Source organism: Hymenobacter saemangeumensis, assembly GCF_039541835.1.
Lineage (GTDB): Bacteria > Bacteroidota > Bacteroidia > Cytophagales > Hymenobacteraceae > Hymenobacter > Hymenobacter saemangeumensis.
The window spans coordinates 1-25207 of the sequence record NZ_BAABGZ010000021.1; the positions used below are offsets into that span (position 1 = coordinate 1).

The 25207-nt window shown below is 61.2% G+C and carries 23 protein-coding genes; 12 read left to right on the forward strand and 11 right to left on the reverse strand.

Annotated elements, in window-relative coordinates:
• Positions 1 to 144: 144 nt before the first annotated feature.
• A complete protein-coding gene (locus ABD919_RS10690) occupies positions 145 to 1221 on the reverse strand; it encodes a tetratricopeptide repeat protein (RefSeq protein ID WP_345235996.1) in 1077 nt (358 codons plus the stop codon).
• A 205-nt stretch (positions 1222 to 1426) separates the two neighbouring features.
• Between ABD919_RS10690 and ABD919_RS10695 the strand changes: the two genes are divergently transcribed.
• Entirely contained in the window at positions 1427 to 2833 is a 1407-nt protein-coding gene (locus tag ABD919_RS10695) for a hypothetical protein (protein ID WP_345235997.1), read from the forward strand.
• A 178-nt stretch (positions 2834 to 3011) separates the two neighbouring features.
• Here ABD919_RS10695 and ABD919_RS10700 read toward each other — a convergent pair whose 3' ends face one another.
• Both ABD919_RS10700 and ABD919_RS10705 read right to left on the reverse strand, forming a co-directional pair.
• On the reverse strand, positions 3012 to 3371 hold the full coding sequence (locus ABD919_RS10700) for a CoA-binding protein (protein ID WP_345235998.1): 360 nt from the start codon (positions 3369 to 3371) through the stop codon (positions 3012 to 3014).
• A gap of 142 nt (positions 3372 to 3513) precedes the next feature.
• Entirely contained in the window at positions 3514 to 5085 is a 1572-nt protein-coding gene (locus ABD919_RS10705) for an NAD(P)/FAD-dependent oxidoreductase (RefSeq protein ID WP_345235999.1), read from the reverse strand.
• A gap of 131 nt (positions 5086 to 5216) precedes the next feature.
• On the opposite strand from ABD919_RS10705, the gene ABD919_RS10710 reads away from it, so the two are divergent.
• Positions 5217 to 6527 (forward strand): MFS transporter, encoded by a 1311-nt coding sequence (locus ABD919_RS10710; protein ID WP_345236000.1) that lies wholly within the window; start codon positions 5217 to 5219, stop codon positions 6525 to 6527.
• Positions 6528 to 6700: 173 nt separating this feature from the next.
• Here the strand turns inward: ABD919_RS10710 and ABD919_RS10715 are convergent, their stop codons facing one another.
• Complete coding sequence (locus ABD919_RS10715; RefSeq protein ID WP_345236001.1) at positions 6701 to 6994, reverse strand: hypothetical protein; 294 nt, start codon at positions 6992 to 6994, stop codon at positions 6701 to 6703.
• Positions 6995 to 7266: 272 nt separating this feature from the next.
• On the opposite strand from ABD919_RS10715, the gene ABD919_RS10720 reads away from it, so the two are divergent.
• Entirely contained in the window at positions 7267 to 7389 is a 123-nt protein-coding gene (locus ABD919_RS10720; protein ID WP_345236002.1) for a hypothetical protein, read from the forward strand.
• A 234-nt stretch (positions 7390 to 7623) separates the two neighbouring features.
• Here the strand turns inward: ABD919_RS10720 and ABD919_RS10725 are convergent, their stop codons facing one another.
• Both ABD919_RS10725 and ABD919_RS10730 read right to left on the reverse strand, forming a co-directional pair.
• On the reverse strand, positions 7624 to 8346 hold the full coding sequence (locus ABD919_RS10725) for a M23 family metallopeptidase (protein ID WP_345236003.1): 723 nt from the start codon (positions 8344 to 8346) through the stop codon (positions 7624 to 7626).
• Between the two features lie 27 nt (positions 8347 to 8373).
• On the reverse strand, positions 8374 to 9363 hold the full coding sequence (locus ABD919_RS10730; protein ID WP_345236004.1) for a tryptophan 2,3-dioxygenase family protein: 990 nt from the start codon (positions 9361 to 9363) through the stop codon (positions 8374 to 8376).
• A gap of 287 nt (positions 9364 to 9650) precedes the next feature.
• On the opposite strand from ABD919_RS10730, the gene sdaAB reads away from it, so the two are divergent.
• From sdaAB to ABD919_RS10770, 8 genes are all read left to right on the forward strand, one after another.
• Positions 9651 to 10331 (forward strand): L-serine ammonia-lyase, iron-sulfur-dependent subunit beta, encoded by a 681-nt coding sequence (gene sdaAB, locus ABD919_RS10735; protein ID WP_345236005.1) that lies wholly within the window; start codon positions 9651 to 9653, stop codon positions 10329 to 10331.
• Positions 10332 to 10409: 78 nt separating this feature from the next.
• Positions 10410 to 12002: a TolC family protein gene (locus ABD919_RS10740; RefSeq protein WP_345236006.1), complete on the forward strand. Its 1593-nt coding sequence runs from the start codon at positions 10410 to 10412 to the stop codon at positions 12000 to 12002.
• Positions 12003 to 12122: 120 nt separating this feature from the next.
• On the forward strand, positions 12123 to 13517 hold the full coding sequence (locus ABD919_RS10745; protein WP_345236007.1) for an efflux RND transporter periplasmic adaptor subunit: 1395 nt from the start codon (positions 12123 to 12125) through the stop codon (positions 13515 to 13517).
• 253 nt (positions 13518 to 13770) lie between these two features.
• A complete protein-coding gene (locus ABD919_RS10750) occupies positions 13771 to 14760 on the forward strand; it encodes an NAD(P)H-dependent glycerol-3-phosphate dehydrogenase (protein WP_345236008.1) in 990 nt (329 codons plus the stop codon).
• 51 nt (positions 14761 to 14811) lie between these two features.
• Positions 14812 to 15216: a DUF4259 domain-containing protein gene (locus ABD919_RS10755; RefSeq protein ID WP_345236009.1), complete on the forward strand. Its 405-nt coding sequence runs from the start codon at positions 14812 to 14814 to the stop codon at positions 15214 to 15216.
• 14 nt (positions 15217 to 15230) lie between these two features.
• The gene (locus ABD919_RS10760; RefSeq protein WP_345236010.1) at positions 15231 to 15749 is read left to right on the forward strand and encodes a hypothetical protein; all 519 of its coding nucleotides are present in this window, start codon (positions 15231 to 15233) and stop codon (positions 15747 to 15749) included.
• Positions 15750 to 15758: 9 nt separating this feature from the next.
• Positions 15759 to 16190, forward strand: a complete 432-nt coding sequence (locus ABD919_RS10765) for an EamA family transporter (protein WP_345236011.1) — start codon at positions 15759 to 15761, stop codon at positions 16188 to 16190.
• A gap of 194 nt (positions 16191 to 16384) precedes the next feature.
• Entirely contained in the window at positions 16385 to 18073 is a 1689-nt protein-coding gene (locus tag ABD919_RS10770; protein ID WP_345236012.1) for a catalase, read from the forward strand.
• A 60-nt stretch (positions 18074 to 18133) separates the two neighbouring features.
• Here the strand turns inward: ABD919_RS10770 and ABD919_RS10775 are convergent, their stop codons facing one another.
• The 5 genes from ABD919_RS10775 to pdxH all read right to left on the reverse strand — a co-directional run bounded on the left by ABD919_RS10775 (position 18134) and on the right by pdxH (position 24379).
• On the reverse strand, positions 18134 to 19879 hold the full coding sequence (locus tag ABD919_RS10775) for a hypothetical protein (RefSeq protein WP_345236013.1): 1746 nt from the start codon (positions 19877 to 19879) through the stop codon (positions 18134 to 18136).
• A gap of 24 nt (positions 19880 to 19903) precedes the next feature.
• Positions 19904 to 21646: a hypothetical protein gene (locus ABD919_RS10780; protein ID WP_345236014.1), complete on the reverse strand. Its 1743-nt coding sequence runs from the start codon at positions 21644 to 21646 to the stop codon at positions 19904 to 19906.
• Between the two features lie 68 nt (positions 21647 to 21714).
• Complete coding sequence (locus ABD919_RS10785; RefSeq protein ID WP_345236015.1) at positions 21715 to 22317, reverse strand: Maf family nucleotide pyrophosphatase; 603 nt, start codon at positions 22315 to 22317, stop codon at positions 21715 to 21717.
• On the reverse strand, positions 22304 to 23632 hold the full coding sequence (locus ABD919_RS10790) for a DUF1015 domain-containing protein (protein ID WP_345236016.1): 1329 nt from the start codon (positions 23630 to 23632) through the stop codon (positions 22304 to 22306). The genes ABD919_RS10785 and ABD919_RS10790 overlap by 14 nt, the downstream gene beginning before the upstream one ends.
• Before the next feature lie 96 nt (positions 23633 to 23728).
• Entirely contained in the window at positions 23729 to 24379 is a 651-nt protein-coding gene (gene pdxH, locus ABD919_RS10795) for a pyridoxamine 5'-phosphate oxidase (RefSeq protein ID WP_345236017.1), read from the reverse strand.
• Between the two features lie 215 nt (positions 24380 to 24594).
• Between pdxH and ABD919_RS10800 the strand changes: the two genes are divergently transcribed.
• Positions 24595 to 25152: a YqgE/AlgH family protein gene (locus tag ABD919_RS10800; RefSeq protein ID WP_345236018.1), complete on the forward strand. Its 558-nt coding sequence runs from the start codon at positions 24595 to 24597 to the stop codon at positions 25150 to 25152.
• Positions 25153 to 25207 lie beyond the last annotated feature (55 nt).

Here is a 25207-nt window from a genome sequence, read left to right on the forward strand (position 1 = left end):
GTCGAATACTTCAAACCTAGCCTGTTCACGCCGAACAGACTTTTTTTCTGCCTCATCTATACCCCGCAACTTAGGTTTGCTAGCAATCCACCGTAAATAAAATGCCCCGGCCGGGGCCGGGGCACAAAGCGGGGGGAGGGCTGGTTAAAACTGGCTGCGCACAAACTTATGCCGGGCATCGACCGGCAGCGGGTTGGCGCTGTACCACTCAACGAACTTATCCCACTGCCCCTGGCTCACCGTTCTCCACTTGATAAAGCTGTCTTCTTCGCCTTTCATCAGCAGCCAGTAGTTGTAGGCTTCGGCATGGCCCGCCTGGGCCATCTGCTGCTGGTAGTCAAACAGGATGTTGCGCGGGTGCTTTTCCTCATTCTTCAGCTGGTAGTAATGGCTGATGAAGTTGCTGCGAATGAGGTTGAGCGTGCGCAGGTTGACGGCCCGTTGCTGGCTCACGGCCAAGGCCATGGTGGTTCCGTAGGTAATGCTGTAGGGCATCTTGAATTTTTTGCCTTTGCCAAAATCCCCGATGCTCATCACGTGGCTGCTGAAGTTCACCGATACCGACGAGTCGGAGGGAAAGGTGATGCCGCTTTTGTAGGTGTCGTAGAGCAGCTTGCTCATCTCGGCCGTGCGTTTGGAGTTGCGTTCGAGGTTCATAAACAGCTCGCCGTACATCAGGCCCCACATCTTGGCCGAGGACGACAGGTACAGCTTGGCGGCCCAGTAGTAGTTGGAAGGAAATTGCGGTGCCAGCTCAATGCCTTTCTCGTAGTACTCCAGTGCCGGCTGGTACCGCTCCTGGCCCATCTCCATGTTGCCCATCTCCAGGTGTAGCGGGCCCGAGGCGGGGAATTTGTGTAGTCCGGCTTCGTAGGTGGCAATGGCCTTTTTGGCGTCGCCCGTCATGTCGTAGCTGTTGCCGAGCAGCTGAAAGGTTTTGTCGGAGCAGCTTTTATGGCGCAACAGCGGCTCGAGCAGGGAAATAGCCACTTTATACTCCTCCTGGCTGTAGTGGGCATAAGCCAGCTCGTAGGGGTAGTCGTAGCGGTTGGGGTCGAGCACCCGCGCCTCTTCGAGCAGCTTTATGGATTCAGGAATCTTACCGTTGTCCATGAGCTTAATGGCTTCCAAGCCTTTGGCCAGAGCCTGCTCCTTGGGCGATTGGGCGAAGCCCTGGGCTCCCAGCAACGCCAGGCCCGCAGCAAGTAGTAGTTTTTTCATTGATGAAAGGCAGGAATAGGAACCGTAACGGGCACCGGAACTGAGATAAAAGGCAGATGCCAAAGTACAGGTTAATTCACAGATGAGAATTGGCCTGTTGATGAAAGTAATATGCCCTCCAAGGGGCGCCTGCCACACCTTCAAGGTTACCTTTGAGCGGTCTGCTATTTGTGTTCTCCCTTTGCAATCCCCGTCCGCTCTTCCTTTGCCCGCTCCCGGCGGCCGGCCGCCGGGCCAAAACCGGCGCTGGGAAGAAGGGCTGCTCGCCGGCGCCATCACGCTGGTTTACCTGCTGTATCTGCTCACATCAGAGTACCAGAACCTGTACTACGATGCCGAAAACTACTGGCAGCTAAGCCACCGCTTCTACCAGCAGGGCCGCTTCAGCCTGTTGGGCTACGACGATGCCCTGCGGGGCTATGCTTACCCCTTGGTAAATTTTCTCTGCCTGGTGGTGCGCAAAGCGCTGGACTGGCCCGCCGTGCGGGTAGTGAAGCTTCTCAATGCCGGGCTGGCCGGGCTGCTGTTTGGGGTGGTGGGGCCGCGCCTGTGGCAGGCAGCAACGGACAGCCCCAGCCTGCCCTCGGTAGCCCGGCGCCTGCTCTGGGCCGCACTGGGCTTTGTGTTCTGGCGCGACTATTTCAGCTTTTCACTTTCCGACTTTCCGGCTGTACTGGCGTTGGGGGTGGCACTCTGGCAAGCCCAGCGGAGTACCGGATGGGCGGCACTGCTCACAGGGCTGGCGCTGGCGCTGGCGCTTAATGTGCGGCCCATCTACCAGATTTCGGCCCTACCCGTGCTGGGGCTCCTGCTGCTGGGCCAGCCCAAGCGGGCCTGGGCGGGCCGGCTGATGGCCTGCGGGCTGGGCCTGGTTTTTATTCTAGCTCCTCAGTGGCTGATTAACCGCCGACACTTCGGCGCAAATACGCCGCTGGTGCTTTCGCAGTCCAAGGAGCTGAACATTCATAACCTCTACCTGCAAAAGCTGAAGTGGGGCCTGCTGCACCTTAAGTACGAAGCCTCGGTAGGGCCGGGGCTGCCCACCGGCCAGCTATTGTTTCTGGACCAGGCCGGTGCCCAGGTGCTGCAAGAAGAGGGCCTGGACGACTTCCGTTCGCCGGGGCAGTACCTGCAGGTGGCGCTACGGCACCCGGGGCCTTTCCTGGCCACCTATGCCCGCCACCTGTTCGCCGGGCTCGACATCAGCCATCCCACGCCATACCTGCGGCGCTGGGAACCGTCGGCTTTGCTTAGCGGGCTGAATTATAGCCTCTGGTTCTGGGCCATGCTGGTGACGCTGGGAGGGAAGCGGCCCCGTCGGAAGGCGGCCCTGGTGCTGGCAGGCCTGCTGCTGCCCTGCCTGGCGGTGCTGCCCATGAGCATGGAGGTACGGTTTCTGCTGCCTTTGCACCTGCTGCTGCTGGCGCTGGTGGCCTTTGGGCCTGCGCCGGTTTGGGTGCTGCGAAGCAAGCGCCGGCTGCTGCTGGTAGCAGCCGCCTACGGAGTCTTTCTATTAGGTTGTTTTGCCTTATCAGCCAGTATCACGCGGGCAGTAGAGCCGCGGTTTCAGGGGTATCTGGGGTATGCCGTGCCGGGTAGCAAGCGGCCATAGCGCATGGTACCCCGAATTCCCTGCTGGGGTTCGGGGTACCACAAAAAGCCTGAGCTAATTTGCCTGAAAGAGCTGAGTGCTGAACTCAGCTACGCCCAATGCACGGGAGCCGCCCAGCCAGTCTTCGTGTAGTGCGGCCGCCCGGGCGGGCAATCCATGGTCTCCCCAGGCTGGCAAATCAATAATTGCCTACCGACAGCATAACCAGCGTGCAGGCTTCCTCGGTGCGGATGCCCTGGGCCTGGGCCCGCCGCTCCAGCTCGGGGTTTTCGGTGCCGGGGTTGAAGATGATGCGCCGGGGCTTCAGGCCCAGGATGTAATCGTACCAGGTGGGCTGGTTCTGCGGGCCCACGTAAAGCGTCACCGTGTCAACATCACTGGCTTCTGGCCGGTCGGTATGAATGTCGAGGCCGGCAACCTGGCCTTTACGAATACCCACCGGCACCACTTCGTGCCCGTGATTTTTCAGCATGTGAACCGCCCGGAACGAATAGCGGGAAGGATTGTCGGAGGCGCCGAGGACGAGGGTCTTTTTCATGATTTTATTGTTGTCAGTTGTTCGTTGTCAGTTGTCAGGTAGAAACAACAACCTTTTACGGTAAATGCATACACTTAACTGACAACTGACAACTGACAACTGACAACTGACAACGAACAACTGACAACTGACAACTGACAACCTACCAACTACCCACCAATTCCGTTACAGCTTCGGCACACCGCTCGCCGTCCATGGCCGCGCTCACAATGCCGCCCGCGTAGCCCGCGCCCTCGCCGCAGGGAAACAGGCCTTGCACTACCGGGTGCTGCAGCGTAGCGGCATCGCGCGGAATGCGCACCGGGGAAGAAGTACGGCTTTCCACGCCTACAATCTGCGCGGCGTTGGTGGCGTAGCCGGGAATTTTACGGCCGAAGTTCTCAAACCCCTGACGCAGGCGGGCAGCCAGGGTAGCGCCCAGCACCTCATCCATGCGCACGGGCAGCAGGCCGGGCTGGTAGGAGGTTTCCAGCAGCTCCGCCGATGCCTTGTTTTTGAGGAAGTCGCCCAGCCGCTGGGCCGGGGCCTGCTGGGTTCCGCCCGCGGCCAGGCAGGCCCGCTGCTCAATCTGCTGCTGAAAATGCAGGCCCGCCAGAGGCCCGTGCTGCTTTAGGTCCAGGTCGTCAAGCTCCACGGCCGCCACGATGCCGGAGTTGGCAAAGCGGGAGTCGCGGCGGCTGGGACTCATGCCATTCACCACCACTTCGCCGGGAGCCGTGGCGGCCGGCACAATAAAGCCACCGGGGCACATGCAGAACGAAAACACGCCCCGCTGCCGGCCCTTCACCTCCGTCTGATGCACCAGGGCATAGGAGGCCGCCGGCAGCAGCCCCCGCTCACGCCGCCGGTACTGCGCCTGGTCGATGAGGGACTGCGGATGCTCCACGCGCACGCCCAGGGCAAAGGGCTTGGCCTCAATGAGCACCCCGCGCCGGTGCAGCAGCTCGTAGATGTCGCGGGCCGAGTGGCCCGTAGCCAGAATGGTGGCGTCGGCCTCCAGGGCTTCGCCCGTGGCCGTCACCACGCCGCGCAGGTGGTTGTGGTCGAGAATGAGGTCCGTGACGCGGGTTTCGAAGCGCACCTCGCCGCCGGCGTCGGTAATGGCTTCGCGCAGGGCCTGCACCACGGCGGGCAGCTTGTTGGTACCGATGTGGGGGTGGGCATCTACCAGAATATCGGGGGTGGCGCCGTGCTGCACCAGGCGGCGCAGCACCCGGCCCACGTCGCCGCGCTTGGTGGCGCGGGTGTAGAGCTTGCCATCGGAGTAGGTGCCCGCGCCGCCTTCCCCGAAACAATAGTTGGAGTCGGGGTGCACGGTGTGCTCCTTGTTGATGGCGGCCAGGTCGCGGCGGCGGGCCCGCACGTCCTTGCCGCGCTCCAGCACAATGGGCTTTATGCCCAGCTCAATGCAGCGCAGGGCCGCAAACAGCCCGGCCGGGCCGGCTCCCACAATCAGTACTTTGCGCCGGGCCCGGCTTACGTCCGGATAAGTGAACCAGGGACCGAATAAGTCCTTGGGCGGGGCTTCGGTGTATACATCGGCCCGCAGGCGCACCAGGGGCTGCCGGCCCCGGGCATCGATGGAGCGGCGGCGCAGGTGCACGAAGTCGGCCTGGCCGGGGCGTAGGCCGGCATGTTGGAGAATGGCCTCGTAGCGGGCTAATTCATCGAAGGCTACCTCGGGGGCGAGGAGCAGCTCCAGTTCTTGCTTCATGGGTGGGAAGAGAGTTAGTCTTCAGCGGAAAATACAAAGGTCGGTGGCGGCGCCGGTTTAGCACAACGTAGCCTGGCGGATGGACGCCGGTATGCACTAACCAAGTGCGGGCCGGCATCGTTCTTTGCCGCATGACAACATCGCCGCCCGCCGCCATTTCCCGCCTGCGCTCCATTCTCAGCGGCTCCATCGGCAACCTGGTGGAGTGGTACGACTGGTATGCCTATTCCGCTTTCGCCCTCTACTTTGCGCCCGTCTTTTTTCCTAAAGGCGACGCCACGGCCCAGCTGCTGAACACGGCGGCCATCTTTGCCGTGGGCTTTCTGATGCGCCCATTGGGCGCCTGGCTGCTGGGAGCCTACGCCGACCGCCACGGGCGCCGGGCCGCGCTGCTGCTGTCGGTGCAGCTCATGGCCGGTGGCTCCGTGCTGATTGCGGCCACTCCCGGCTACCAGACCATTGGCGTGGCCGCGCCGGCCCTGCTGCTGCTGGCCCGCCTGCTGCAGGGCCTGAGCGTGGGCGGCGAGTACGGCACCTCGGCCACTTACCTGAGTGAGATGGCCGGCGCCAGGCACCGCGGCTTTTGGTCCAGCTTCCAGTACCTGACCCTGATGGGCGGGCAGCTGGTGGCGCTGCTGGTGCAGCTGGGCCTGCAGCAGCTGCTCAGTACCGCCCAGCTCGAAGCCTGGGGCTGGCGCGTGCCCTTTGTCATCGGAGCCCTGGCCGCCCTCGGCGCGCTCTACCTGCGTAGCCACATGGGCGAAACAGCCGCGTTTGAGCAGCAAAAATTGGCCGACCCGGCCAGTCAGCATCGCAAACCGGGCCTGCCCGACCAGATGCGCCTGCTGATGCAGCACCCCAAGGCCGTCCTGTCAGTGGTGGGCCTTACGATGGGAGGGACCCTGGCCTTTTACACCTTTACCACCTATGCCCAGAAGTTTCTGGTAAATACCACCGGCTTTTCCAAGGAGCAGGCCACGCTCATATCCTTTGTGGCAATGGCAGTGGCCTTGTTTTTCCAGCCCTTGCTGGGGGCGGTTTCGGATAAGATAGGCCGGCGGCCGGTGCTGCTGTTCTTTGGCATCGGCGCCACGCTGGGCACCGTGCCGCTGCTGCGTATGCTGGCCACCACCCAGGCCCCGGGCACGGCTACCGGACTGCTGATTCTCGCGCTTTTTGTAGTGAGCGGCTATACTTCCATCAATGCCGTAGTCAAAGCCGAGCTTTTTCCAACCGAAATCCGGGCCCTGGGCGTAGGCCTGCCCTTTGCTCTGACAGTCGCTATTTTCGGCGGCACCGCCGAGTACCTGGCTCTCTTCGCCAAGGAGCAAGGCGTAGAAGAGTGGTTTTACTGGTATGTGACGGCCTGCGCCCTGCTCTCGCTGCTGGTGTACTGGCGCATGCCCGACACCAAGCAGCATTCGCGCATGGCAGCTGATTAGGTTGTCAGTTGTCAGTTGTCAGTTGTCAGTTGTCAGTTGTCAGTTGTCAGTTGTCAGTTGTCAGTTGTCAGTTGTCAGTTGTCAGTTGTCAGTNAGTTGTCAGTTGTCAGTTGTCAGTAATAATTCTATATGACAATCTTACAACTGACAACGAGCAACTGACAACTAACAAATCAAACCGACTTCATGGACGAGTCTTCGTCTGAGCGGGCTTTGCCGGAGTTGGGAAAACCGTTGGTAAGGCTGCCCAGGTTGGCGTGCGACTTTGAGGCATTGTCGAACACCTCGGTAAGCATGGCGGCAATGGCCTGCGCTACTTCTGGTCCGTTGCGGGCAATGGTGCCGCTGAGCACGTTGTAATAAAAGGACGCCATGGTGTCGGCGTCCCACAGGCGGCCCATGTTTTCGTGTACGCCCCGCAGCTGGTCGAGGGTCTTGTCGATGATTTTCTGGTCGGTCTGGTCCATAGGTTAGAAAGAAATGGGTGTCTTTCTTACGGACAAGCGGCGTTCTAGGTGTCCTGCGCCTGCTTTATACCGACCCGGTTGCGGGATACTTAAGTAGTACTGTACTTGCGCGGTTGCGTTATTCGGGGTCTGGTCCGGGACTTACCTTTGTGCTGTCGCACGGTTACTCCACCTCACCACACGGTTGCCCCTGAAAAGGCGAAACCCCGGTTGGTGAGACAACCGGGGTTTCAAAGAAGCAGGTGGATAAGCACCTAAACTTCTTTCCTGGAATGAAAAAGGAACGTGCGAAAAAACTACTTCAAGCAGTCGGCAAGGCTGTTTTGCTGGGGTTTGTAAGCGGGGCAGCCAAGGCCATTGGCCTGTTGCTGCTCACTCATCTGCTTCAGCGGTAGTTGGGTAAGGGGTTGGGCCGAGTGCCCGGCCCCTTATTTTTTGCCTGGCAAATATACACTTGCCATTGCAAAGGCATAACGCTCAGCTGAAAGAGTTGGTTGCGCTACCGCGCCGGTACCGTGGGCTCGTAATCGGGGGGCAACCGGATATTCCGGTTGCGGAGACACTGGTTGGGGGTGTGGATAGGAAGGCAGAGCGAGTGTCGCAGCTTGCCTGCACCGGCTGAATGCCGCTTACCTAAATCTGACCCGCACCGGTTTTTTACCATCATCAGTGGGGTAAAGTACGGAGAACCAAAGTGGCTTTAGGCGCTTTTGGGCAGTAGTATAGCCAATTAGTTCACCTTTTGCTACGCGTTGGCCAATGGCTACTGTGGCACTTTGCTGCCGTAGGTAGTGGTACCAGGCGTAGCTGCCGTCGTCATGAAAAACAATAATATAATTACCCGATTCAGACGTGTTCTTTGCTACATCCGCCTTGATTTGAGCCACAATGCCTTCTCGCGCTGCGAGCACAGGGGAATTGGCCGGTAGTTTAAAGTAAAAGTTGAGGCTATCGGGTGTGGTATTTACTTCGATAGCGAGTGTTCCTGCCTTTCGAAAAGGAAGCCCATAGTGGTAGGTAGTATCAGGCCTGTTGCCGGTGCATATGCCCATTTGAGCATCAAACTCGTAATGCCAGGCGTTGTCCCAGGGCTTTTCAGGGATAAACGTTACAATGGGCCGTGGGGCTTTGCTGGGAAAAACCACCAGCCTAGCGGGCAGGGCCAGGGAACTGCGCATATTGCGCAATTCAGCCCGTAAGTGAATGGTATAGGGCACAAAGCCCCGGTTCTCGGCCAGGATAAGGACACTGCCGTCCTTGTTTTCTTCATGAAATACCCTGGCTAATGGAGCCTGCCCGGCTGCCTGCAAACTCAGGCAGAGGCCGGCCAGCAGCAGTATAGCTCTAAGCATCGTGCTACCTCAAAAGCTATACTGGCGCTACCGCGCCGGCACAGTTTCCTCCAGCACCTGCTCTACCCAGCTCTTCCCCCAGTCTTCCAGCTCCTGCGCGCTCCAAATCTGGGGGTAGAAGATGCGGCGCTGAAACTTGGGAGGCAGGTAGTTGCGCCAGTTGGTGCCGCCCGTGGCAGGCACGTCGGCGGGGTTGCGCTGCAGGTAGCGCACGGCCGACTTGAAGTGCATCAGCGGCCAGTTGATGTTGACGTTCACATCGAGCTGTTTCAGGGCCCGGATAAGGCGGGGGTGGTGGCGGTCTTCTTCGGAGAGGCGCTGCACCACGGCCCACACGTTGCGGTCGTGGTAGGCCCGGGCATGGCGCACCAGCACATCAGAGTACTTTTTTTCAAACTCCACCAGCGTCAGGGCTTTGGCGCCGGTATCTTCTACTGTGGCGCCGGCCTTCCAGTAGATGCAGCCGAACATCTGCTCGTGGTCGGGCGTCTGGCCCAGGGCCTTGCGCTTTTCCTGGTCGGTGAGGTTCTCCAGGGCCGTGCTGGCAATCTCAATCATGCGGTACTGCACGCTCTGAAAGCCCGAGGCCGGCATCAGGGCCATGCGGAAGTTGAGAAACTGCTGCTTGTCCATGCCGTCGACCATCACGTCGAAGGAGTCAATCAGGTTCTCGAAGTAGCGGTTGATGCGGCCCAGACGTAGCACTACTTCGCCCAGGGTAGGTTCCTTTGGCTCACCAATCTGCTCGTACTCGCACAGGCAGAGCTTGAAGTAGAGCTCGGTAATCTGGTGGTACATGATGAAAATCCGTTCGTCGGGCAGCTTGGTCAGCGGCCGCTGCAGCGAAAGCAGGGTTTCCAGCTCAATGTAGTCCCAGTAGTTGATGTAGTCGGCGTAGTACAGGCCTTCGAGGTAGGAGGCCAGGTCCTGGCCGTCGGGAGCATATTTCTCTTGTAGGCGGCGCAGCTGGGTGAGCACGGCCGGCGAAAACTCGTCCGAGATGGGGTGGGCGGACATGGGTGGTGTGAGGGTTTGGTGGGTGGGGTGGGGCTGGCAAATATCGTTAAAATAAGAAGGAATACGCCCTAGGTTACGAAACCAGTGCAACTTTTTCCCCATAGTACGGTCTATAGGCGTTTTGCTCTCAGGAAAGTAATAGCTTTTCTTTTTTAATCACCGGCTTGTGGGGGGTAAGGGGGCAAAAAACGCGGTGGTTTCCGGCAAACCCGCTACTTTTGGCCTGCGCCGTCCAATGCGGCCAAGCTCACCACCTCCCCGCAGCCGGCCTGGCGCCGGCCCTGCCAATGGCTGAAAAATCCAGCATTTTCGATATGATAGGGCCGGTGATGATAGGGCCCAGCTCTTCGCACACGGCCGGTGTGGTACGTATCGCCCGGGCCGCTATCCGCATTCTGGGCTCCTTGCCCACCGAGGCCGTCATCACGTTTTACAACTCATTCGCCCGCACCTACGAAGGCCACGGCTCCGACCGCGCCATCGTAGCCGGCCTGCTGGGCTTTGCTACCGACGACACCCGCATCCGTACGGCCTTCGACCACGCGGCCGAAGCCGGGCTGAAGTACACCTTCCAGAGCGTGGGCAATGCGTCGACCATGCACCCCAACACCATTAAGGTGCAGGCGACCGACGCCCGCAGCGGCCGCAGCGTGGAAGTGCTTGGCCAGAGCCGGGGAGGGGGCGTCATCCGCATCGTGGAAGTAGACGGCTTTCCTTCCGACTTCTCGGCTTCCCTGCATACGCTCATCGTCGATGCCGACGACGTGCCGGGCTCCATTGCGTTCATTGCCTCGGTTATTGCCCACGACGACTGCAACATTGCCACCATGTTTGTGTCGCGCAAGGGCAAGAACGACGCCGCCCGGCAGTTTATCGAGATGGACAGCCCCATCAAGGAAATCACGCTGGCCTACCTGCGCCAGCTGAGCTGGGTGCACCACATCACTTACATCCCCACGCTGGACTAAGCCCGGGCAACCCCTGGGCTTGAAAAAACATCTACCTACGCGCCTGTGCTGCCACCAATCCGGCAGTTTCGCTATTCTATGATACGTACAGCTTTTGCCTGGGCAGCCAGGGCCACCGGCCAGATTTCGGGAACATCATGTGGCCGGCGCCCCCTGGCTGGGGCTGCGCTGCTGGCGAGCCTGCTTGGCAGCCACAGCACGCTGGCCCAGACGCCCACCGTTCCCCCTACGCCAGGCTTACCTGCTGCCCCGGTAGCGGCAGCAGTACCAACAGGCCCTTGGACCCTGCAGCAGGCTGTAAACTATGCCCTGGAACATAACCTGAATGTGCGCCAGTCCGACCTGCAAACCAGCCAGCAGGAAGCGCAGCAGCGCCTGAACCGGGCCGCCCTGCTGCCCACGGCGGGCATCAGCGCCACCCAGGGCTTTAACTTCGGTACCAACCGCGACCCGTTCACCAACCAGTTTCAGCAGCTGAACGTGCGGTCCAACAACTTTTCGGCGACTACGCAGCTGACCTTGTTCTCGGGCTTCCAGCTGCGCAACGCCATTAAGCAGGGGGATGTGGAGGCCCAGGCCACCCGCCTCGATGCCCAGAAAGCGCGCAACGACCTGTCGCTGAACGTGGCGTCGTCTTACCTGCAGCTGCTGCTGGCCCAGGAGCTCATTCGGGCTTCGGAAGCGCGCATTAGCAGCACGCGCCAGCAGGTAGAGCGCAGCGAGAAGCTGCTCAAGGCCGGCGCCGTGGCCGAGGGCAACGTGCTCGACAGCCGCGCCCAGCTGGCCAGTGAGGAAAGTGCGCGCATAACGGCGCAGAACCAGCGCGACCTTGCCCGCCTCAGCCTGGTGCAGCTGCTCAACCTGGACCCGGCCAGCGCCAGTCGCTTCGAGGTGCAGGCGCCCGCTTTGCCCAACCCCGACGCTTTTGTCGCGACCGGGGATGGGGCCGACCCCAACGCCACCTTTGAGATTGCCCGCCAGCAGCAGCCCGACATCAAGGCGGCCGAGCTACGCATCGAAAGCGCCCGGCGGGGCCTGGAAATTGCCCGCGGGGCCCACTACCCCCGTCTGACGATGGCTGCCGGGGTGCAGTCGGGCTTTTCGTCGGTGCGCAACCAGCAAACCCGGGTGGGGGATGAAACCTTCACGGCCCCCATTTTTCAGGTTGACGCTGCCGCTCCGGGTGGCTTGCGCCCTTCGCCTTACGTGTTTGTAAGCAGCCAGCCCAAGTTTGAGCGACTTCCTTATAAGTTTCTCGACCAGCTGGCCGACAACCGCGGGGAGTTTATTCAATTCTCGCTGAACGTTCCCATTCTGAACGGGCTGCAAACCCGCGTGGGCGTGCAGCGGGCCCAAATCACCATTCAGCAGGCCGAGCTGCGCTCCGAGCAAACGAAGCTGCAGCTGCGCCAAACCATTCAGCAGGCCTACGCCGACGCCCTGGCAGCCCAGCGGCGCTTTTCGGCGAGCTCCCGTCAGGTAGAAGCCCTGACCCTGGCCTTGCGCAACGCCGAAATCCGATTCAACAACGGCCTGCTCAACGGCACCGACTTCAACATCGCCCGCAACAACCTCACCGCCGCCGAGTCGGATATGATTCAGGCTAAGTACGAGTTTGTGTTCCGCCGCAAGGTGCTTGATTTCTACCAGGGCAAGCCGCTGACACTTTAAGGCATGGGGGAATGGTGGAATGCGTGAGTGGGTGAAGGAATTATTACCCAACTTTCACTCCCTAATGCCCTTCCAGCTCATTCACCCATTCACCCATTTACCCATTCACTCATTGATTTCGTGAAAAACAACCGTTTACTGTTTGTACTGCTGGGCATCGTCGTGCTGATGCTGGTGGGGTATGTTGTTGCCAAAAAGCAGGGCTGGGTGGGCAAGCCCAATGGCGTGGAGGTGCTGGTGGCCAAAGCCGGCCCGGCCAACATCGTAGAAAAAGTAAGCGCCTCGGGCAAGGTGCAGCCCGAAACGGAAGTTAAAATCTCGCCCGACGTATCCGGTGAAATCACCGAGCTTTATGTGCAGGAAGGCGACTCGGTGCGAAAAGGCCAGCTGCTGCTGCGCATCCGGCCCGACAACTACCAGGCCATGGTGAACATGCAAAGCGCCCAGGTAAACACCCAGCGCGCCAACGTGGGCCAGGCCCAGGCCCGGCTGCAGCAGCTTATTGCCAACGCCCGGCAGGTGGAGCTCACGTACCGCCGCAATGCCTCGCTCTTCAAGCAGAAGGTGATTTCCCAGGCCGAGTACGAGTCGAGCCGCGCCACGTACGAAGCTTCCCAGGAAGAAATCAACAGTGCCCGCCAGCAGATACGGGCCGCCCAGAGCACGGTAAGCAGTGCCCAGGCCTCGCTGGAGGAAGCCCGTAAAAACCTCAACAAAACCACCATATATGCACCCGTAAGTGGCACGGTGAGCAAGCTCAACGTGAAGAAGGGCGAGCGGGTGGTGGGCACCACGCAGATGGCCGGCACGGAAATCATGCGCATCGCCAACCTCAACAACATGGAAGTGCGCGTGAATGTGAACGAGAACGACATCATCAACGTGCACCTCGGCGACTCGGTGGAAGTTGAAGTGGACTCCTACGCCAGCAAGGATGAAAAATTCCGCGGCCTCGTCACCAACATCGCCAACACAGCCAAGGACGCCCTCACGGCCGAAGCCGTAACCGAGTTTGAGGTGCGCATTCGCCTGCTGCCCGAAAGCTACCGCCACCTGGTGCGCGTGGTGAACAAGCAAACGGTTGTGCCCTTCCGCCCGGGCATGACGGCCTCGGTCGACATCATCACCGACCGTAAGTCGGGCGTGCTGAGCGTGCCGCTGGCGGCCGTTACCACCCGCTCCGATTCCAGCGCGGTGAAAAAAGCGAGCGGCAGCGCCGACCGCGGCCCGGCGAAAGCCGAGCTGGTAGACCCCACTGCCTCGGCGCCCAAGGTGGAGATTGAAGAAGTGGTGTTTGTGGTGAAAAACGGCAAGGCCGTGCTTACGCCCGTAAAAACAGGCATCAGCGACTTCCAGAACATCGAAATCCTGCGGGGCCTGCAGGCCGGCGACCAGGTAGTGAGCGGCCCCTTCCGTGCCGTAGCTAAAACCCTGAAGAATGGCTCGGTAGTGGACATTAAGGATGCCAAGAGCCTGAATAAGGAAGCCCTTAAAGAGGGCCCGGAGGATAAGTAAGCTTCTGGCCACTCCTCGGCGATGCGACCAATTCTGCCTCTTAGCTAAGGAGCGGGATTGGTCGTTTCAGCGAAAAGATGCGCCGAATTCCGTTCTTTTACAGTGTTCTGGTTATGTGCTGCCGGCGTAACCACCCCGGTTGTCGCATTTGCGACAACATCCCCTCCTTGGTAAGGAGGGGAGTTTCGTTCTGCTTACCATTTCTTACTCACTGTTAACTGCTCATTGTTAACTGCCAATTGCCAATCCCACCTTGGAAAAAGTTGCCATGCTTGGCGGGGGCTCCTGGGCCACCGCACTTACGAAAATCCTGTCGGAAAACGGCGCGCGCGTCGACTGGTGGCTGCGCTCGAAAGACGACGTGCAGCACCTGCTGCGCACCCGCCACAACCCGCGCTACCTCTCGGCCGTGCAGTTCGACCTGAACAGCGTGTACCCGACCACCGACCTGGAAGATGCCATTGAGGAAGCCGACTGGCTGGTGCTGGCCGTGCCCGCCGCCTTCGTGCAGCCCGTGCTCGACAAGCTCGACCGCGGCGCCCTCAAGCACAAGCGCGTGGTATCGGCCATCAAGGGCATGATTCCAAGTAAAAACCTGCTGGTGACCGACTACGTGGCCGAGCGGTTCCGCCTGGCCCACGCCCAGCTGGGCGTAATTGCGGGGCCCTGCCACGCCGAGGAAGTGGCCCTGGAAAAGCAGAGCTACCTCACCATTGGCTCGCCCGACGCCGGGCTGGCCCTGGACTTCTGCGACATGCTGCGCAACCGCTACGTGCGCGCCTACCCCGCCGCCGACCTCGACGGCATCGAGTACTGCGCCGTGATGAAGAACATCATCGCCCTTACCGGTGGTATTGCCCACGGCGTGGGCTACGGCGACAACTTCCTGGCCGTGCTGGTAAGCAACGCGGTGCAGGAGATTCGTCGCTTCCTGCAGGCCATCAGCCCGCAGCCGCGCGACCTTTCGGCCTCGGCTTACCTCGGCGATTTGCTGGTGACGGCTTACTCTCAGTTTTCGCGCAACCGTACTTTCGGCAGCATGGTGGGCCGCAGCTACACCGTGAAATCGGCCCAGCTGGAGATGAACATGGTGGCCGAGGGCTACTACGCCGTCAAAAGCATCTACGAGCTCAACCGCAAGCTCAACGTGCACATGCCCATTACCACTGCCGCCTACCGCGTGCTGTATGAGAAGGTGGCCCCGCAGGTAGAGATGGAGCTGCTGAAGGAGCAGCTGCGCTAGCAGTACGCAATGTGTTTTTTCGTCAACTGACCAATCCACAACACCTCACCAATGGGAGCCTGGGGACACCGCAATTTTGAGAACGACCCGGCCGCTGACCTGGCGGACGAGTTTACCGACATGCCCGGCGAAGTAGTGCTGCTGGAGGCACTATCGGTGATTGAGGAAATAGGCGAGGAAGGCGGCATCATCGAAGCCGACGATGCCAGCGCGGCCCTTGCGGCCGCCGAAATCGTGGCTGCCGCCCTGGGCCGGCCGGGCCCCGATTTGCCGCAGGACGTCATGGCGGCGGTAGCGCAGCTCGACCTGGGCGAAGACTCCGAGCTTCAGGAAATGGCCCAGGAAGCCGTGGAAGCCATGCTGCGGGCCTCCGAGCTGAAAGAGCTGATGCAGGAAGGAGCCGATTACGATAGATGGGTGGCCGTCCAGCAGGATTTGCTGGCCCGTCTGCAGTAGCCATACGAACAGCCATGGAGCGTTTCAGGAAGTGGTGGTTTTGCTCGCTTGGAGCGGCCGCCGCCAACTGCCTGCTGATTGCGGCCACCATGCTGTGGCTGGGCAAGCCCTGGTGGCTTACGAAGCAGCCGGCTTATGGCTGGACCATCTACCCGCCACTATCGGCTTTGCCGCCAGAACAGGCCTTGCAAGCAGACCCCATTTTGGGCCCTTATTATACAATCTTGTATAACGGCATGCTCTTCGCCGCCGTTGTAATGGGAGCCCTGGCATTAGCAATGTGGCTGCTGGCGCTTTATTATCGATTGCGAAGCGGGGCGCAGCAACGCTTCTTTGCAGTGCCTGTGCTGCTGCTAATTCCCCTACTGGTGCACATGCTGGGTTTTACGTATCAACTATACCGGACCCCAACCACAAATTTCAATTACGAAGAGCTGGCAGGAAATGAGTTCCGGGTATATGGGCAGGGTCGGCCTCAGCCGGATTCAGTAAAATACCAGGTAGATTCCTCGTCATCTGACTCAACCGAGTAAGACTTTCCTATGCCACCTTGGCTCCCCTTAGCCCTGCTCACGGCGCTGTGCCTGGCTTTGTACAACTTCTTTATCAAGCTGGCCTCGGCCCACGTGCCGGCGGCCGTAGGAGCCGTGGTGCTGCAGCTGGTGGCCGCGGCCCTGGGCGGGCTGTGGCTGCTGCAGCTGAAGTGGCAGGGGCAGCCGCTGCCGGTTTCGGGCAAGGGCCTGGGCTTGGCGGCCGCGGCCGGGCTGGGAGTGGGGCTGGCCGAGATTCTGACTTTTATCGTGTTCAGGCGCGGGGTTCCTTCTTCGGTAGGGACACCGGTGATTGTGGGCGGCTCGGTGCTGCTCACGGCCCTGCTGGGCCTGCTCTTGCTGCGCGAAGCCCTGAGCTGGCCACAAGCCGCGGGGCTGCTGCTGATTGTGGCTGGTATTGCCCTGCTGGCCCGGGGCCACTAAAGGGCCTGCCATGCCCGCAAGGAAGGGAATTCTGGTCGGCGTGCGTGGGCTGTTTGCGGGCAAAATTTGGGCATTGGCGGGTGGAAGTAGGTATTTTTCCTAAACATCTGCCACCTTTGCCTGTAGTGTACCGAGGTCCTCCGGGGCCCTCTGCCGCGTCAATTTCCAAGTTTTTTACCATAAACCTTACTACTATGAGCGACAACCAGTCTGGCAACGGCCACTCGCCGGCCGATGGCACGGGCACGGCCGTGAATGGCACCGGCTCCTCGCACGACGGCCGCATGGCCGACGGCGAAAACGCCCAGACCCTGACCACGCGCCAGGGACACCCCATCTACGACAACCAGAACACCCGCACCGTGGGCAACCGCGGCCCGGCTACGCTGGAGAACTACCAGTTTATTGAGAAAATCAGCCACTTCGACCGCGAGCGAATTCCCGAGCGCGTGGTACACGCCCGCGGGGCCGGCGCTCATGGCGTATTCGAAGCCTACGGCAAAGTGGGTGATGAGGCCATTGAAAAATACACCCGCGCCAAGCTGTTCAGCCAGAAAGGCAAAGAGACCCCGGTGTTTGTGCGGTTTTCCAGTGTTATTCATGGCGGCCACTCCCCCGAAACCCTGCGCGACCCCCGGGGCTTTGCGGTGAAGTTCTACACCGAAGACGGCAACTGGGACCTGGTGGGCAACAACCTCAAGGTGTTCTTTATCCGCGATGCCATGAAGTTTCCGGATATGGTGCACGCGCTCAAGCCCGACCCGGTGACCAACCGCCAGGACGGAGGCCGCATCTTCGACTTCATGAGCAACACGCCCGAGTCGCTGCACATGCTCACCTTCCTGTTTTCGCCCTGGGGCATTCCGGCCAACTACCGGCAGATGCAGGGCTCGGGGGTGAACACCTACAAGTGGGTAAACAAAGACGGCGTGGGCGTACTGGTGAAGTACCACTGGGAGCCCATGCAGGGCATTAAAAACCTGACCCAGCCCGAAGCCGAAGCCATACAGGCCAAGAACTTCAACCACGCCACCGAAGACCTGTACGAAGCCATTGAAGCCGGCAACTTCCCGCAGTGGGAGCTGCGCGTGCAGATTATGAGCGACGACGAGCACCCCGAGCTGGACTTCGACCCGCTCGACGACACCAAGCTCTGGCCCGAAGACCAGTTCCCCCACCTGCCCGTGGGCATGATGACCCTGAACCGCAACCCCGAAAACTACTTTGCCGAAGTCGAGCAGGTGGCCTTCGGTACCGGCGTGCTGGTGGATGGCCTGGATTTCTCCGACGACAAGATGCTGCAGGGCCGCACCTTCTCGTACTCCGACACCCAGCGCTACCGCGTGGGCCCCAACTACCTGCAGCTGCCCATCAACGCGCCCAAAAAGCACGTGGCCACCAACCAGCGCGATGGCCAGATGACTTACCACGTCGATGTGGCGCCCAAGCAGAATCCTCACGTCAACTACGAGCCCAGCTCGCTGAACGGGCTGACGGAGAGCCCCCGCGCCGGAGCCGACCACGAGCCCACGTACCAGGGGCGCCTGGTGCGGCAGAAAATTGACCGCCGCGGCGACATCGATTTCAAGCAGGCCGGTGAGCGCTGGAACCTGCACACCGACCTGGAGAAAGAAGACCTGGTGAATAACCTGTGCGATGCCCTGAGCGCGGCAACCAAGGAAATCCAGGACCGCATGGTGGAGCTGTTTTCCAAGTGCGACGCCGAATATGGTCGCCGCGTGCGCGAAGGGCTGGACCGCATTGCGCACAACCCCAGCGCGGCCACGAGCCGCTACATGGGCCGTCGCCTGCGTCCGGCCGGCAAAGAAGCCGAAGCAGTTCGTCAGGCCGAAGAAATAGCCCACGACGCCAAGCCGTACTAATTGGCGAATCGCAGTCCAATAAAAAAGGGCGCTGCTTCGGCAGCGCCCTTTTTTATTGGCTCAGGGTCGACGGGGAAGAGCAAAAATCTCCACATCGGCATTGCGGTAAGCAGGCGGGAAGGAGATAGGCGGCTGGAACATGCCGCGCTTGTTGGGAAAGGCTACCACGTAGGCATAGCGCACGCTGTCGACTTTGGCATCGTGAAATTGCCAGCGGCGACCCGGGGTAAGCGAATGCGCGTAGAAGCGGAAAAACAGGTTATGAGTAGGCTCCGGAATCAGCACGGGGCCGGGGGGCTGGGCAGCCAGCCAGGCAAGGGCACTGCGGTAGGAGGCATTAGACGAGCGGTAAGCCTGGTTTTGCCTTTCGATGGACCAGGCCTGGTAGCCGATATAGCCCAGGGCCAGGAGGAGCATACTTCCCGGCAGGAAACGCTGCCGGGGCCAGCGGTCGAGAACCCAGTTCAATACCAGCGCAGCCAGAATAAACAGGAAGAAGGCCTTGAACAGCAGCACCCGCTCCGGGGGGAACACGTGCTTGACCATCAACACCGCGTAGGGAACCGCTACAAACCACAGTGCCGGCTGCGCCAGCTGCCGCAGCCAGGTGCGTTGGTTCGAGGGAAGGCGGCCTTGGTTATCCAGGCGCTGCAGCCCGGCAAGACCCAGCAGAACGGCCAGGGTAAGCAGCCCGCCCACGGTGCGCTGCCCGGCCAGAAAGCCCTCCGAATACCAGAGGTAGGCCGGTAGCCCTCGCCAGAACTCCTCAAAGCCCCGGGAGGCCACGAAACCATTTTCAAAAAACAGCTCCGGTCCCGAAATCAGCAGTAAGGGGGCATATAAGGCCAGGGTGGCGGCTACGGTTGTAGCTCCAACCAGAAGCAGGGCCAGCAGGTATTTGCCGGCGCGGGAAAGTAAAAACAGCAGGCCCAGCCAGGAGTAGGCCGATGCCAGCACCAGCGCGAAGGTGGGAATGGTGTAGCTGCCTAGTATGCCGCCGCCCAGCAGCCCAGCCCAGGCCAGGCGGGGGCGCTGTGGGCTTTCACTCAGCGCCAGCGTACTGAAAAACACCAGTCCCGCCAGCACCGTCAACAGCCAGTAGCCCCGGCCTACGCCTGCATGGTATAGGCTTAGCTGCAGCCAGCCAAACCCGGCCGTAGCCAGCAGCGCCACCCGAAAGCTGCTTTGCCGCAGCAGCAGGCCAAACAGCCACACGGTTCCTGCCGTGCTGACCAGCAGCACCGGCAGGCGCATGCAAAACCAGAAGCCCGGGTAAAGCTGATAGAACAGCCAGCTTAGGGTGTTGGCCAGCACGTGGTTGTTGGGAATGGGGTAGTAGCCCCCCACCGCCAGCAGCCCTTTGCTTACAAACACCTCGTAGGAAACGGCGTCGTCGTACTCCGGATTGCGCAGGCTGAAGTAGAGGCGGGTGCCGGTGAGGAGCGCCAGCAGGCCCAGGGCCAGCCGGCGCTGCCCCGGGGCCAGCCGGCGCAGGCACTCCCGGAATGATGCCCCATGGCTCAGCAGCTCAACCTTGAGGCGGGCAATTTCCTGTTGAAGCTTAGGCGGCCGCGCCAAAGCAAGAGTAGCTGCCGCCAACAGGGCGGCAGTTAGCGCCAGCCCGGCTCGGGCATTTTCGTATTCCGCCAGCGTAAAGGGCCTGATGTGCCAGGCATAGAATGGAAAAACCCGGTCCAGGGCCCGGGCTTCTTCCCAACTGCCGCTGCTGAGCAGCAGCGCGGCATAGCCGGTGCAAGCCAGCAGGGCGGCGCAGGTAAGAAGCAGAAAAAAGCGGAAAGACGGCATTCAGTGCTAAGCGTACGGCAAAATTCAGCGGACCCGGGCATAAATCGTCACCAGCTGGTCGCGGTACAAAGCCCGATAAGCCTTTTGCTGCGCAAAGTTTGCCCGCAGCCTGTTATTCACCACCAGCCAGTCGTAGCCCGGGCCTGGCACCGGGTTTCGGCTGGAGTGAAGCAGCAGCTGACTGGCAGGAGGTAGCTGGCGGGAGTAATGCGCGAAAAACAACTCGTGCAGCGGAGCATTCAGCCACACTTTAGTTGGCTGAGGCTTCCCGGCATGCTGCTGAATAAACCAGAATGCCTGGGTAAGCTGCCGGGTTTCGCGCTGGGAGGCCTGCACCTGGGCCTGGTGCTGATAGAGGCGGTAGCCACCTGTAAGCAGCACAGCGGTCAGCAGGGGCAGATAAAGGCGCCGGAGCTGGCAAAGCAGGCGGGGCTGCAAAATCAGCAGGGCCAGCAGCAGGTAGCCAAAGTACGTGAGGTAGAGCAGCACCCGGGTAGGCGCATACACGCGCTGGGCCATCATCATCGGCAGGGGCAAAGCCAGAAGCAGCCAGGCCAGGAAGGCCGTGTTTCGGCGCGGGCCAGCCGGCAGCAAGCACCGCACTGCGGCTGCGCCAAGGCAGGCAGCCGCCAGCCACCACGGCCCGCTGATGCGCAGTGAGGGGCCAAACAGCTCGGCTGCGGTTTCATACAATACCGCCCGGAACGGGGGCCAGAAGTCCGCTGCGGCTTTGCTGGCCACGTAGCGGTTGCCCAGAAGCTGCTCCCAGCCAGACACCATTCCTACGGGTAGGTAAAGCACCAGCGTAAGCAGCAGGATGAAGGCGCCGGCGGCTGCTAATGCCGGGAGCTGGCCGGCGCGCCGCTGCAGCAGCAGGCCGCTCCCAAGGCCCAGGCCAAGGGCCGCCAGCGGGTAGGCATAAGAAGGCACGCAATAAAGCCCCAGCACGCTGCTAGCCAGAAAAGCGAGCCAGGCCAGATGGGGGAAGCCGGCTGGACGCCTTAGCAGCTCGAGCACGGCAAAAAAGCCGGCCTGCACCAGGCAGAACTGCAGAAAGTACCCCCGGCCCACGGCTGCATAGTACGCCCACAGGGGGCTAAGGCCCACCAGGCCAGTTATTAGTAATGCCAGGCGCAGACCAGTTAGCCGAGCCAGTAAAACCAGGCCCACTGCCGTACCGGCCGAGCCCAGCACGAGCGTGGGCAGGCGCATTACCAGCCGGGGGGAAAGGCCCAGCTGCGCCAGCGGCCAGGCCAGCAGGTTGTAGAAAATATGGTTGTTGGGAATGGGATAAAAGCTCGTAACCGACAACAGGCCCGGCCGGACAAAGAAGTCATACGAGGCTATTTCATCCGTGCTCAAAGGGTAGTTGAGCATGTACCAGGCTCTTACCAAGAGCAGCAAAGCTGTCAGCGCAAGGCATAGGGCTTTGGCCTGGAGTGGCAGGCGCTTCCACCAGGCCAGCGAGCGGGTAAAAAGCAGGGAGGCCTCGGCTTTCAGGCGGGCCACGGGACGATGCCGGCGGTGCAGCCACACGGCTGTTGCCACCCCGCCGGCTCCAGCCAGGGCCAGCAGGCTGCGCAGCCACTGCAGCCGTTCTGCCGTGAGGGCCAGCGGCAGCTGCCGGTATCCGTTCTCATGGTACACCAGGTTGCCCAGGGCCTGTAGCTGCGCATACGTGCTGCTTCCGTAGAGCAGCCCCAGCGCCATTCCGGAAAAAGCCAGTCCCAGCGCCGCCACAAAAGCCAGCAATGGAAGCGCAGGCAAGTCCTTTGTTCCGGGCCCGGGTACTAATCGTGCAGGTATGTTCGTCACCGACCCGGGCATGGACAAAATTAGGATTTGGGGGGCAGGGCGCTGAGCTTTTCCAGCTCCGCCCACACGCGGTGCACCGGCAGGCCCATCACGTTGAAGTACGACCCTTCGAGCCGGGTAATGGCCACCATGCCAATCCAGTCCTGGGCACCGTAAGCCCCGGCTTTGTCGAAGGGCTGGTAGTGCAGCACGTAGTAGTCAATTTCGGCCGGTGTCAGGGCGCGGAAATACACCGTGGTCTGGTCGGAAAATACCACCTGCCGGCCGTCGCCGCACTGCAGGCACACGCCGGTGAACACGTCGTGGGCCCGGCCCTGCAGCCGGGTGAGCATGGCCACGGCTTCGGTGGCGTTGGCCGGCTTGTTCAGCACGTCGTTTTCCAGGCACACGATGGTGTCGGCAGTGAGTACTACCTCGTCGGGGGCCAGGTCGGCGGCGTAAGCCGCTGCTTTGCGGGCGGCCAGGTACTCGGCCACTTCGGCCCGCACCAGGTGTTCGGGAAAGTCTTCGTTTACTTCCCGCAGGCGGACTTCGTAAGCCAGCCCCAGGTCCGACAGCAGCTGCCGGCGGCGGGGCGAGTTCGAGGCGAGGATGAGCTTGACGGCAGGGTCAGCGCGGCGCATGGTGTTGATAGTAGGCGGTGAAATGGTTGTCGGCTTCCTCATCGGCAATGCTGCTGAAAAGAAAGCCACCAATGGTTTTGGGATAGAAGAAGGTGGACTTGGGCGGCATCACGGCCCCCGAGTGGCACACGGCTTCTACTTCATTCATGCGCACTTCGTTTACTATCAGGGCTGCGCGGGCTTCGCCGTTGTCGACGCGCAGCAGGCATTCGGCAAAGTTGCGGGCGTAAGTAACCCCAGGCCAGCTGCGTTGGGCTTCCGGGCCGGCAATGCCCAGGGCTTTTTCCAACACAAAAAAGTGGAGCACCGTCAAGTCCAGGGCTTTCACTTCCGGCGTGGTTTCCCAATCCAGCTGCTGGTGTACCTCGGGCCGGAGTCGGATTTTGTACGCCTGGCCGTTGAGGTAAAGTCCAAAGGCCCACAGCTTGCCGGCAATAAACTCGGGCAGGTCGGTGGCTTCAGGCCGGGGCAGCACGGTGAAATACGGCGTCAGGCGGCAAAGAAACTCCTCGTCGCTCAGGTTGCCGGGCAGCTCCAGCAGGAGGCGGTGGGTGGGCAGAATGCGCAGGTCGTCGGCCGCCGCGTTGGTGAGGTACATGAGGTGGTAGTTCCAGGGCTCGCGCCCGGTGGCGTCGGGCGCCGCCTGCTGCCGGGCGCGGCGGTAAGCCAGCGAGCCTTCGTAGCGGTGGTGACCGTCGGCCAGAATAACCTCGCGGTCGGCCAGCACCTGCTGAAACCGCCGGATAATGCGGGCGTCCTGAATCACGGCCAGCACATCGCGGGCTCCCTGGTAGTCTTCTTCGGTTTCATACAGCGGCGTGCGCATGGCCTCGTCGAGGTACTGCTCCAGCTCAAAGGCGTCGTCGCGGTAAAGCCCGTGGGTGGCGCTGGTTTGAAACTCGGTGCGGGCCAGCAGCTCCGCCCGGTCGTTTACCGACGCCGGCAGCGTGTTCTCGTGGCGCAGCACCACATTCTCGGCCCAGTCGTAGGCCCTGATGTGGCACATAAACCCCTTGCGGCAGTAGGCCTGGGCCGAGCCGGGCAGGCGGAAGTACTGGTAGTAGGCATAGATGCCGGGCAGCTCGTCCTGGCGCAGGATGCCCCGGGACTGCCACTCCCGCAGCCGCGTCAGGGCCGCGCCGGCCGGGTCGTCGCCCAGCGGCACCGACAGGTGTATGGAGTTCAGCGGGTTCTGGTACAGGGCCGCCCGCTGCTTGGGCGATACCACGTCGAACAGCGGCGATACCAGCTCGGCAATGCGGCTGCCCAGCTCGGGGTTGTAGCGCCAGCCGCGCAGGGGTTGAATTTCAGCCAAAACAAAAACAATGAGCAATAAACAATGAACAATGAGCAATCGAAGCAGGGCAGCAAACTACATTGTTCATTGCACACTGGTCATTGCTCATTGAAACTAAGGGGCCAGGCGGCTGATTTTCCAGCCTTCGCCTGCCCGCTCGTACAGGATGCGGTCGTGCAGGCGGCTGGGGCGGCCCTGCCAGAACTCAACCCGCTCGGGGGTGAGCACGAAACCGCCCCAGTGCGGGGGGCGGGGCAGGGGCGAGGTACCGGCAAACCGGTCCGCCACTTCCCGCTCCCGGGCTTCCAGCTCCGCGCGGCTGCTCACCACCTGGCTTTGGGGCGAAGCCCAGGCGCCCACCTGGCTGCCCAGGGGCCGGCTTTGGAAATAGGCCGTGGAAACATCCTCGGGGGCTTTTTCTACCCGCCCCTCCACCCGGACCTGCCGCTCCAGCGCGGGCCAGAAAAACGTCAGGGCCGCCCGGGCACCAGCGCCCAGCTCCTGGCCTTTGCGGCTGTCGTAGTTGGTGTAAAACACAAATCCCAGGTCTTCGTGCAGGCCTTTAAGTAAAACCACGCGGGCCGAAGGCTGCCCCTCGGGGCTCACCGTGGCCAGCACCATGGCCGTGGGCTCGTCCACCTGCGCGGCCAGCGCCTCGTCGAGCCAGTGCCGAAACTGCTGCACGGCATTGGCCTGCACATCGGCTTCTGAAAGGGTGCGCTGCGCGTAGTTTTTGCGTAAATCAGCCAGCTGGGCGTCGGTCATGGAATGAATGAGCAAAAAGTCAGGTTGAAAGAAAGGCGCGGTAGGACGGCTGCCCCGTGTATAATTAAGCTGCAAGGTAGCAACGTGGCAGGGCTGCGACGAAAAAGGCGGGCACATCGTCCCGGCTGCCATTCTTTACGTACTTCAGTAACCCAGCTCAGCTTCAGGCGGCTGTTAGCCGAATTGGTTTTTTACTTATTTTAGCTTGGAATATTATGAAGCCTGGTACCCTTTTGATATCTCAGCCTTTTCTGGGCGACCCCAACTTTGAGCGGAGCGTAATTCTGCTGTGCCGGGATTCTCCGGAAGAAGGCTCCTTTGGCCTGGTGCTGAACCGCCTCACCAACATCACGCTGGGCGACGTGCTGGAGCTGCCGCTGGGCGAGCTCTCGCCGGCCGCGCCGCTGCCCTTGTACCTGGGCGGGCCCGTGCAGCCCGATACCCTGCATTACCTGCACCGCCGGGCCGACGTGCCCGGGGCCACCCACCTGGGCCAGGACGTGTACTGGGGCGGCGACTTTGAAGTGGTGCTGGGCTTGCTGCTCAGCGGCGACGTCGGGCCCGACGATATTCGCCTGTTTGTGGGCTATTCCGGCTGGTCGGAAGGGCAGCTGGCGGGGGAAATGGAGCAGCAGGTTTGGATATCTCACCCCGCAAGCGCCGGGAAAGTGTTTACTTTGACAACGGATGCGTTCTGGCGGGACATTCTGCGCGAGAAAGGCGGACGGTTTCGTATGCTGTCCAACTATCCCATTGACCCCCGCCTGAACTAACCCCCGCTTTTTTTCGGAACCCATCATTCCTTTTCGCTCTTCCACCTGGCCCCAA